General features: G+C 38.7%; 11 protein-coding genes and 1 pseudogene. 8 read left to right on the forward strand and 4 right to left on the reverse strand.

Annotation, left to right across the window (positions count from 1 at the left end):
* Positions 1–100: 100 nt before the first annotated feature.
* Positions 101–2,269, forward strand: a pseudogene (locus tag V7659_RS15000) (heavy metal translocating P-type ATPase); the annotation flags it as partial.
* A 961-nt stretch (positions 2,270–3,230) separates the two neighbouring features.
* Entirely contained in the window at positions 3,231–4,265 is a 1,035-nt protein-coding gene (locus V7659_RS15010) for a flavin-containing monooxygenase (protein ID WP_420491289.1), read from the forward strand.
* Between the two features lie 125 nt (positions 4,266–4,390).
* On the opposite strand, the gene V7659_RS15015 is transcribed toward V7659_RS15010, so the two are convergent.
* Positions 4,391–4,864, reverse strand: a complete 474-nt coding sequence (locus V7659_RS15015; RefSeq protein ID WP_335540684.1) for a hypothetical protein — start codon at positions 4,862–4,864, stop codon at positions 4,391–4,393.
* Positions 4,865–5,060: 196 nt separating this feature from the next.
* Between V7659_RS15015 and V7659_RS15020 the strand changes: the two genes are divergently transcribed.
* The 3 genes from V7659_RS15020 to V7659_RS15030 all read left to right on the forward strand — a co-directional run bounded on the left by V7659_RS15020 (position 5,061) and on the right by V7659_RS15030 (position 6,757).
* Positions 5,061–5,417, forward strand: coding sequence for a DUF3231 family protein (locus tag V7659_RS15020; protein WP_335540685.1), 357 nt, complete (start codon positions 5,061–5,063; stop codon positions 5,415–5,417).
* Positions 5,359–6,063, forward strand: a complete 705-nt coding sequence (locus V7659_RS15025; protein WP_335540686.1) for a DUF3231 family protein — start codon at positions 5,359–5,361, stop codon at positions 6,061–6,063. Before V7659_RS15020 ends, V7659_RS15025 begins: the two co-directional genes overlap by 59 nt.
* A gap of 121 nt (positions 6,064–6,184) precedes the next feature.
* Positions 6,185–6,757, forward strand: a complete 573-nt coding sequence (locus tag V7659_RS15030; RefSeq protein ID WP_335540687.1) for a DNA-3-methyladenine glycosylase I — start codon at positions 6,185–6,187, stop codon at positions 6,755–6,757.
* A 163-nt stretch (positions 6,758–6,920) separates the two neighbouring features.
* Here V7659_RS15030 and V7659_RS15035 read toward each other — a convergent pair whose 3' ends face one another.
* Together V7659_RS15035 and V7659_RS15040 are read right to left on the reverse strand one after the other, a co-directional pair.
* Positions 6,921–7,358, reverse strand: a complete 438-nt coding sequence (locus tag V7659_RS15035) for a hypothetical protein (protein ID WP_335540688.1) — start codon at positions 7,356–7,358, stop codon at positions 6,921–6,923.
* A 173-nt stretch (positions 7,359–7,531) separates the two neighbouring features.
* Positions 7,532–7,693 carry a hypothetical protein gene (locus tag V7659_RS15040; protein WP_335540689.1) on the reverse strand — a complete coding sequence of 54 codons (162 nt, stop codon included), beginning with the start codon at positions 7,691–7,693 and terminating at the stop codon, positions 7,532–7,534.
* A 285-nt stretch (positions 7,694–7,978) separates the two neighbouring features.
* Here V7659_RS15040 and V7659_RS15045 point away from each other — a divergent pair, with 285 nt between their 5' ends.
* Positions 7,979–8,647 (forward strand): TetR/AcrR family transcriptional regulator, encoded by a 669-nt coding sequence (locus V7659_RS15045; protein WP_335540690.1) that lies wholly within the window; start codon positions 7,979–7,981, stop codon positions 8,645–8,647.
* A 13-nt stretch (positions 8,648–8,660) separates the two neighbouring features.
* Positions 8,661–9,137, forward strand: a complete 477-nt coding sequence (locus tag V7659_RS15050; RefSeq protein WP_335540691.1) for a CBS domain-containing protein — start codon at positions 8,661–8,663, stop codon at positions 9,135–9,137.
* A 94-nt stretch (positions 9,138–9,231) separates the two neighbouring features.
* Here V7659_RS15050 and V7659_RS15055 read toward each other — a convergent pair whose 3' ends face one another.
* Positions 9,232–9,393, reverse strand: coding sequence for a hypothetical protein (locus tag V7659_RS15055; RefSeq protein ID WP_180230179.1), 162 nt, complete (start codon positions 9,391–9,393; stop codon positions 9,232–9,234).
* A gap of 191 nt (positions 9,394–9,584) precedes the next feature.
* On the opposite strand from V7659_RS15055, the gene V7659_RS15060 reads away from it, so the two are divergent.
* The coding region (locus tag V7659_RS15060; RefSeq protein WP_335540692.1) for a metal-sensitive transcriptional regulator at positions 9,585–9,910 on the forward strand (326 nt) is incomplete at its 3' end.

Here is a 9,910-nt window from a genome sequence, read left to right on the forward strand (position 1 = left end):
TAGTAAAATGTAGATATAGAGAAAAGATGCTTTTAGTTTTTGAATACAGTACACGGGTATAGTATAGTATAAATTATAGGAGTGAAAGGTGATGGAACATACCGAAAAAGCAGAATTCGATCTAATCGGAATGACTTGTGCAGCCTGTGCCGCAAGGATCAAACGAGGGCTAGAAAAATTTGATGGTGTAAAAACAGTAAATGTTAATTTAGCGCTAGAAACAGCCGTAGTTGAATATAGCTCTTCACAGATAAGCATAGGGGAAATCGAAAAGAAAGTTGAGAGCATTGGATATCAAGCCATTCCGAAACAAGGTCAGGAGATAGAGGGCCTCCGTGAAAAAGATTTAGTAAAACTCAAGGGACAGGTTATTTTTTCAATTATCCTAGCGACACCGCTGTTATGGGCGATGGCTTCAGATTTTGAATTTACTTCTTTTATCAGCCTTCCAGATATGCTCATGAATACCTGGGTCCAGTTGGCACTTGCCACACCGGTGCAGTTTATCATCGGCTGGCAATTTTACAGAGGCGCTTTTAAAGCCCTTCGCAATCGTAGTGCCAACATGGACGTATTAGTGGCACTAGGCACATCTACTGCTTATTTTTACAGTCTGTATCTTTCCATTAAGTCAGTTGGACCGGAAACAAATATGTTTGATCGGTACTTTGAAACGAGTGCCATCTTGATCGCCTTTATTGTACTTGGAAAGCTCTTTGAAATTAAAGCAAAGGGTAAATCTTCAGATGCGATTAAGAAGTTAATGGGATTACAGGCAAAAACGGCAAAAATTATCCGAAATGGGATTGAACAGGAAATCGCCTTGGAGGAGGTAATGATTGGTGATATTGTTTTGGTCCGGCCAGGTGAAAAAGTGCCCGTAGACGGTGTAATAGTTGAAGGGCAATCAACATTGGATGAATCGATGCTGACAGGAGAAAGTATTCCGGTTGATAAAACGGTCGGGGATCATGTCATTGGAGCGACCCTTAATAAGAATGGATTTTTAAAGATACACGCTTTGAAAGTGGGGAAGGAAACGGCACTTGCTCAAATTATTAAAATCGTAAAAGAGGCGCAGGGTTCGAAAGCACCCATCCAACGTCATGCCGATAAAATATCAGCTATCTTTGTACCAGTGGTTGTGGCCATTGCTTTTCTCACTTTTACCCTTTGGTATTTCTGGATTAGTCCAGGGCAGCTAGCTGATTCACTTGAAAAAATGATTGCAGTACTGGTGATCGCTTGCCCTTGTGGTCTAGGGTTGGCTACTCCTACCTCAGTTATGGCAGGAACTGGCCGGTCAGCTGAATTCGGGATTCTATTTAAAGGCGGAGATCATTTAGAAACTACTCAAAAAATAACCACTGTATTGCTGGACAAAACAGGAACGGTTACGAATGGAGCACCTGAGGTAACAGATATTCTAGTTGAACCAGAAATAAAAGAAGCGGAGTTTCTTTTTCTAACAGGCTCTGCAGAATTTCAATCGGAACACCCTTTAGGAGAGGCAATTGTTCGTGCCATTAAAGAAAAGGGAATCGAGATCGGAGAAGTAAGCCATTTCGAAGCGATTCCGGGATTTGGGATCAAAGCAATCGTGAATGGGAAAGAAGTATTGGTCGGAACAAGAAAATTAATGAGCATGAACGAAGTGAATTTTCAGTGGAAAATTAACCGAATGTCAGAGTTCGAACAGACCGGAAAAACAGCGATGCTCGTTTCGATTGATCGGGTATATGCAGGTATGATTGCTGTCGCCGATACTATAAAAGACACCTCAAAAGTAGCGATACAGCGCCTGAAGGATTTAGGACTTGAAGTCATCATGATCACGGGAGATAACCAAAGGACGGCCGACGCCATTGCCAAGGAAGCTGGAATCGACAAGGTCATTGCTGATGTGTTGCCAGAAGGAANNCAACATGGAAAAAAAGTCGCGATGGTGGGAGACGGAATTAACGATGCACCAGCTCTTGCAACCGCGGACATCGGCATGGCAATTGGAACGGGTACAGATATCGCGGTAGAGGCAGCAGATATTGCGCTCATCCGCGGAGATTTAAATGCCATTGCTGACGCAATCTTTATGAGCAAAAAGACGATGGAAAATATAAAACAAAATCTATTTTGGGCATTTGCTTACAATGCGGTGGGAGTCCCGTTTGCCGCGGCGGGGTTTCTTGAACCATGGATTGCAGGAACCGCGATGGCATTTAGCTCAGTATCGGTAGTGTTAAATGCGCTGCGTTTACAGCGTGTCAAACTAAATGATGCAAAAAAATTCTTGAATAAAGGAGTGACAGGCATGAGGAAATGGGCAATTGCTGGGATTCTTTATGTTACGGTCGTCATTNNTCATTTTTGGATTCCAGGCTTATGATCAATGGGTTGCGGAAGATCAAAGACCGGCTGCTCAGGCAGAAGGCAAAGGCGACGAAATGGATATGGATGACAACAAAAGTAACCTAGAAATGAGTGGAGGTCATCAAGAGGAAGAAAAAGAAAACACTCATGGGCATGATATGGCTGCTGGAAACCATGAAGGCAGCGAGGTTAATGCATTTGTCCAAACTGATAAAAATAACATCAAGATTTTCTTAAAAGACAAGGCCGGAAACCCAATTGACGAGTTAGAAGTGAATCATGAGAAGGAATTACATCTAATTATCGTTGATGAACAACTGCAGAAATATTATCATGTGCACCCCGAACGAACTGGGAAAGGGGAATTTACGATAAAAAACACCCTCCCGGATGGTTTTTATAAAGCGTTTATCGATATTAAACCGACAGATTTCGCGTATAAAGTAGAGTCGGTACCATTTATCGTTGGAAATCCAGCCGATACAACACATGGTCATGAGCTAGTTCCAGACACGAAGTTCAGTAAAACGGTGGATGGAGAAACGGTTTCCTTAAATGTAAGTTCATTTAGGGCGGGCGAACCTGTTAGGTTATCCTTTGATTTAGATCAAACCAATTTGACTCCATATCTAGGAGCCATGGGGCATGTGGTTATACTTGATGAGTATGGAAAAGAGTTCCTTCATGTTCATCCTTCCAATGATAAGGAGCCCATTTTTGAAACATCTTTCGAAAAGCCTGGGATCTATAAAATTTGGGCTGAATTTAAACAGAATGGTAAGGTAAGAGCGTTTCCGTTTGTGATTGAGATAAAAGAATAAAACTGTCGCATCATAAGCGGAGATTATTAAGGGGAGATTTGTATGATTTATGATGTGGTTGTGATTGGCGGTGGCCAGGCTGGATTATCTATAGGGTATTACCTCAAGCAATCCTCGTTATCTTTTATAATATTAGATATTAATGCAACAGTAGGCGATGTTTGGCGGAAGAGGTATGATTCCTTGGTCTTATTTACTCCACGAGCTTACAGTTCCTTACCTGGCTTGGTCTTAAGCGGGGATCCATCAGGATTCCCAACCAAGGATGAAATTGCTGATTACCTAGAAATTTACGCTCGTACCTTTGATTTACCTATTCAGCATGATTGTCACGTTCAAAAAGTACAAAAGGAAAACGAACTTTTTTCGATTACTACGAATGATTCTATCATAGAAACTAGGAATATAGTTGTTGCAACCGGTCCATTCCACACTCCTAAACTACCATCATTTGCAAAAGAACTGCCAACCCATGTTGTTCAACTCCATTCTTCTCAATATAAAAACCGTACTCAACTTAACGAAGGTGCTGTCTTAGTTGTGGGCGGCGGCAATTCAGGCGCACAAATCGCGGTGGAATTATCTGAACATCATGAAACTTACTTATCTGTTGGGCAAAGGTTACGATTTCTTCCCCTTACTCTAGTTGGGAGAAGTATCTTTTGGTACTTTGACAAACTTGGAATATTAAAAGCTGGTCGCCACTCGTTAGTTGGGAAGAAAATTCAAAATCAGGGAGATCCAATCTTTGGTTATGAACTAAAAGAGAAACTAAAGAATAATAGTGTCCTGCTAAGAGGTAGAACCAAATCAATCGACCATGATGAGATCCGTTTTGAGGATCAGTCAGTAATAAAAGTGGAGAATGTCATTTGGGCAACAGGCTTTAACCCGAATTACTCATGGATAGATATGCCCTCTCTTTTAGATCATCGAGGAATCGTAAAGCACAATAGAGGGATTACTGAAATCGAAGGGTTATATTTTCTTGGTTTACCATGGCAGCACACCAGAGGATCCGCTCTCCTTTTAGGAGTAGGAGATGATGCTGAATTTTTGTATCAACATATTTCCTAGCCTTATAGCGAAAAATCAAAACAAAAATACGAAGGAGGCGTTTCTGTACTATGCAGAAAAGCCTCCTTCGTATTAATGGATATAAAAATCAACAACAAAGAATGTGCCGAGCGCTCTAGCGGCTTTTAACCCACCACAAAATCAGGTTCATTTAGTCCCGAAACCAAAGCGCCCCGTGCTTCTTCTAAACCAAGCTTTATGAAGTAAAGCTGTCCATTGAGTCTTTCATCGTCAACGCTTAATAAAAGTGCCTGATCAATGAAGTTAATCGTATCTTCCGTTTTATCCAACGCTAATGATATCCGATTGTCGGAAAGATTAATAAGGTGTTGGTTATCTTGAATTTGGGCAACAACTGGGGCGATGGTAATGACGGGATCACTCGGAAAATACGTATCAAAAGGTAATTCTTTCATAGCAAGATACACCTCTGTCAGATGGTCGATCACATCTTGATAGTATTGGATTTTAATAGGGTTAGGCGGTAATGGAAAATCGGACATTTCGAGGAAGAGAATTAAGGCATTATCCGCATAACGAATGGCTTGTACCGTATATGCCAAAGCTGTTCGTACATTTAAAATTAAGTTCGAGGACATTTTTTTCACTCCAAACTGATGAATTATTCTAGTGTATGTAAGTAAGACTAGCCCTGTAAAGGACATATCGGCAAATTTATTAATATGTGTGAAGGAGTACATCCTAAACCTCTATTATTTGGGATCAATATTAGATCAGAATAATTTTGTAAATAAATGGGAAAAGTATACGCAAATGATGTAAAGGAAGAGTGAGATGGAACCAACCTCGATTCGATTAACTGCACCAGAAATTTCGAGTCTCTGGACACAATATATGTTTGATACCATGTCCATTTGTTTTCTTAAATACGCATTGGAACATATAAGAGATCAAGACATTCTTGACATATATAAACAATCACTTGAAATTGCCGAAGGACATGTGGAACATGTGACAAGGTTTTTAAAAGAAGAAAATTTTCCAATCCCAAAAGGGTTTACCGATGAGGATGTAAACATTCATGCTCCACGTTTGTTTCAAGATCCATTTTATGCTTTATTATATGTACATAATGTCCGTACATGGATTAACAGGCTATGCAGGTGCGGTGGGAACTTCGATTCGTTCTGATCAGAGGAGCTATTTCATTCAGTGCAACACTGATACGATGAAATTATACGATATGATCATGCATGTCATGGTTGATAAGGGTATTATTAACAGGCCACCTAATATTAATGCTCCCAATCAAGTGGATTTTGTGAGCAAACAGAGTTTTTTAACAGGCTGGTTTGGGGACAGAAGACCATTAGATGCGATAGAAGTAAGTGGTATATATTTTAATATGCAAAAGACAATTGCAAAGATTGTGCTGGAGATTGGGTTTAGTCAAGTCGCTCAATCAACGGAAATTCGTGATTATTTTAAGAGAGGGGAAAAAATTTGTGATCGGCAGCATGATACGTTGTATGGAATCTTAAATGAAAGTAATTTACCTGCGCCGAGAAAATGGGAGACGGAAGTAACGAATTCAACGATTCCACCGTTTTCCGATAAACTCATGCTATTTCATATAGTCACATTAGTTACAACCGCTTCAGGCTATTATGGAGCAGCATTTGCCATTTCACAAAGACGGGATTTAGGTCTTAAGTATGAACTGTTGATTGCAGATATTACTAGATATGCTGAAGATGGAGCTAATTTGCTCATCAAAAACGGATGGATGGAACAGCCTCCAATGTTTGATGACCGAGAAAAACTTGCAAAACAATAACCTTAATTTTTTCGACCTTCCTTTTGATAAGGGAGGTTCTTATTTTTGAAAAAATGTGCAATACTTAAGGGATAATCAGGTATTATGTTAGGAGTTAGGAAGTAAAGGGGGAATTAAAAATATGAATCGCTGCGGATGGGTTAATCAGGATCCATTATATATCGATTATCATGATCATGAGTGGGGAGTTCCAGTCTACGATGATCGCCTATTATTTGAATACTTAAATCTTGAAGGGGCCCAGGCAGGCCTTAGTTGGTATATGATCTTAAAGAAGCGGGAGAACTATCGACAAGCATTTGATAACTTTGAAGCTGAAAAAATAATCCGCTTTGACGAAAAGAAAATCGAGGAACTAATACATAATGAAGGAATTGTCCGAAATAGGCTGAAAATTAATGCAGTCATTACCAATGCACATGCCTTTTTGAAGGTCGTCGACGAATTTGGTTCATTTAGTAAGTACATTTGGTCCTTTGTTGGCGGTAAGCCGATTCAAAACCATTTTAAAGAAATGAAAGATGTTCCTGCAGTCACGGAAATAAGTAATCAATTAAGTAAGGATTTAAAGAAACGCGGCTTTAAATTTGTGGGCTCGACCATCTGTTATGCGTTCATGCAAGCTACAGGGATGGTGAATGACCATATTGTCACTTGTGACTGTTATCAAAAAGCAGTTCAATTGACTAAATAACAGGAAAAAGCGATTATCTCAATGAAGAGACATCGCTTTCTTTCGTTTGTGTAAAGAAAAAGATGAAGATGGCTATAGACAATAAAAAAAGAAAAATTTCACCTTTTGATGGCTCGAACGTTGGGAGGTCTGTTAGAGACAAAAATGACCACTTCCTTCTTATTTAGATTAGAATTTCAGGTTCGATATCAAAATGTTCAGAAACAATCCAGCGGAACTGTGTAAATACTCTTTCCAAATCAGGCAATGTAGGTACATGTTTAGGAACTCCGAAAATAGGACCTGTAATATTGAAGCTAAATCTGCCTGGACCTAAAAAGATCCCCGAAACATTTGTCTGATCACTAATTAATAGGATGGCTAAAAGGATATCTCCGATGTCCAATATTAAGCTCAATGTTTTATTTCCTGATATTCCTTCTAAACGTCCTATTCCGGTTAGCGGCCCACCGACCGAAAGGGCAAATCCTTTTGGTTCAACTATAAGTCTAACAACTGTCACTTGACCTGTTAATAATAAAAATGCAGTAATAATATCAATATTCCGTTGGATAGATACAATTGTTTGCAAACGTTTTTCTAAGTCACATGTATTATTCAAAGATTTTCACTACCTATTCAAACTTCATGTGCAACGATAATGACAAGACCAGAAATCTTTGCAGCTAAGACATATCTTTTGTATGGTATGAAGAAAATTGAAGGATGCTACTAAATAAACAAAAAAGCCCATCAAAACTTGATGAGCTTTTTTGAAGTGCCATTTATAACTAATTACTTCGGTGATTTTTCAATCATAAAATCAGATGTTGAAACAGGTATAATCTTGCCGCCAATTTGCACATGAATCGTGTCGTTGAAAATGGCTTTAACAATTCCCTTTAAGGAGATGGTTGAATTAACAGAGATTTTTTTTGATTCAGATTGGTTTGCCACAATATCAACGCCTTTCAAAATGTTAGAAACTAAGAACAATAAATTTATTAAAGATACATTAAATTATTCGGAATAATATAATGAATTCCTGCAAAGACAAGGGATTATTTATTAAAAATCGGTCATGTTATGATCCAACTATTTTGTAAAGGGGTGTTTATACAATAATAGCAGTTTAACATGAACCGTAGTTCAAGTATCGCATGGATAGAATGGGCTGTCAACGAAAACGTGAACTATGGTTCAAATTTTAAAAAAGTGGTATGATATAAATGAGGTGATAAAATGCCAGACCGAGATGACCTATTGATTGGTGAATTCCCTTCTCTCCCAAAACAGGAGAGGGCACAGCAAAAAAGGAATGCACTGCTTGAAAGTGGATTAGATCTATTTATTTCAAATGGGTACGAGCAAACTACTGCTAAGGAAATTGCTGCCCATGCCGGGGTGGCGACTGGAACCTTTTATCGGTATTTCTCGGATAAACGGCAGCTTTTAATGTCGTTATTAGAAGATAAAATTGACAAGCTTCTCCCCCCTGAACCAAGTTGGATGTCAGGGAATCCGGAATCATTGTTAGCATCTTTATTAGAAGCACATAACAAACGACTTAGTGAATTAGGTCTGCAGCGTGTCCTGCCTGAATTGGTATTGAAAGACCCAGGTCTGGCTGAATTTTTGGGTGATGCACGAAGGAAAATTTATTCAAGAGTTCTGTCCGGTTTAAAGCAAGCGGAGGAAAATGGATTAACATGGAACGATTTGGATTTAGAAGCTGTCGCTTGGGCAATATTAGTTTTAGTGGAGAATAGTCATGGAAACGATAACTTGAGTGGGAAAAGAACAGATTTTCAAGAAATTTCAAAAGTTATTTGCCGGATGGTATTTCCGCCGGATATATTAGAGAAGTTGAGAGTTTCAGATGTAAAAAATAATCCAAAATTCAAAAGTTGAAAGTGGTGTCGATATGATCAATGTAAAGGTCAAGGATTTTATGGTGAAGGATGTTATTTCAGCTAGTCCTAGTTCTTCCATTAAAGAGGTAACGACCTTACTTGTTGCGAATAAAATTGGCGGTGTACCCATTATTGACGGAGAGGGCAACTTGCGCGGATTTGTGACAGATGGAGATATTTTGAGGGCAATCAGTCCAGTTGATCGACGTTTTCATGATTATTTCTCCTTAATTACATATGTAGCAGAAGAAAAAATGGAGATTCGTCTTAATGAACTAGCCGAGCGTGAGATCATTAGGATCGCAAAGACCCACGGAATTGTAACCATCCATCCTGAAGATGACATGAAAAAGGTCGTCTCCCTATTGTCCAAGCATCACTTTAAAAAATTACCTGTTGTCGATGATTCCAATCATGTGGTCGGTGTAATCAGCAGGGGAGATGTCATTCGCAGCATTCAAGAAACGCTGATAAAAGATTGGAAATAATTTTTGTCATTTTAACAACCCTTCACCGAAGAAGTGAAGGGCTTTTCTTTAGGAAAATACTATATTCCTATTGCTTTGATATACAAGAAGAAAACTATTGGACTGGCTTTTCAATCAGCAGTTCTGATGCTGGGAGCGTGATAATTTTACCGCCAATCTGAACATGAACGGTATCGTTGAAAATGGCTTTGACAATTCCTTTTAAAGAAATTGTTGAATTAACAGAGATTTTTTTCACATCAGCTTTGTTTGCCAAATTTACCAACACCCTTCAAAATAGTTATGAAAATATTATATATGAAGATAAGGAAATAAAGCTAGAATAAATAATCAGAAAAGTTAAAAAATATTTCTGTGAATTGCAGCCAAATATTTTTATATATCATTCATATGTGAAATTAAAATAAATGGTGTATGATATAATCATCTCAAAAAGGAGGCGGAGCAATGTTAAATGAAGTCGGAAAGGAAAAAGAGCTTATTGATGATCCATGCTGCTCACTTGATGACAGTGATCGTAAGAGTCATCATTCCGATAAAGTGAAAAATAATCTTGTTACAAGATTAAACCGTATTGAGGGTCAAATTCGCGGCATTAAAGGCCTAATTGAAAAAGATACATATTGTGATGATGTCATTAATCAGATATCGGCCACTCAATCCGCCTTAAATAGTGTTGCCAAAATCCTGCTTGAAGGTCATCTGAAGAGCTGTGTTGTTGAAAGAATACAGGAGGGTGATATGGAAGTCTTGGATGAGGTTCTGGTTACGAT

The organism is Neobacillus drentensis, from assembly GCF_036966985.1.
In the GTDB taxonomy this organism is placed as follows: Bacteria; Bacillota; Bacilli; order Bacillales; family Cytobacillaceae; genus Neobacillus; species Neobacillus drentensis_E.

What these genes read in the sequence shown, in the direction of transcription:
- V7659_RS15020 (WP_335540685.1), top strand. Translation starts at nt 5,061, where the DNA reads ATGGAACCAACCTCGATTCGATTAACTGCACCAGAAATTTCGAGTCTC.
- V7659_RS15030 (WP_335540687.1), top strand. Translation starts at nt 6,185, where the DNA reads ATGAATCGCTGCGGATGGGTTAATCAGGATCCATTATATATCGATTAT.
- V7659_RS15050 (WP_335540691.1), top strand. Translation starts at nt 8,661, where the DNA reads ATGATCAATGTAAAGGTCAAGGATTTTATGGTGAAGGATGTTATTTCA.
- V7659_RS15045 (WP_335540690.1), top strand. Translation starts at nt 7,979, where the DNA reads ATGCCAGACCGAGATGACCTATTGATTGGTGAATTCCCTTCTCTCCCA.
- V7659_RS15015 (WP_335540684.1), bottom strand. Translation starts at nt 4,864, where the DNA reads ATGTCCTCGAACTTAATTTTAAATGTACGAACAGCTTTGGCATATACG.
- V7659_RS15025 (WP_335540686.1), top strand. Translation starts at nt 5,359, where the DNA reads ATGTCCGTACATGGATTAACAGGCTATGCAGGTGCGGTGGGAACTTCG.
- V7659_RS15010 (WP_420491289.1), top strand. Translation starts at nt 3,231, where the DNA reads ATGATTTATGATGTGGTTGTGATTGGCGGTGGCCAGGCTGGATTATCT.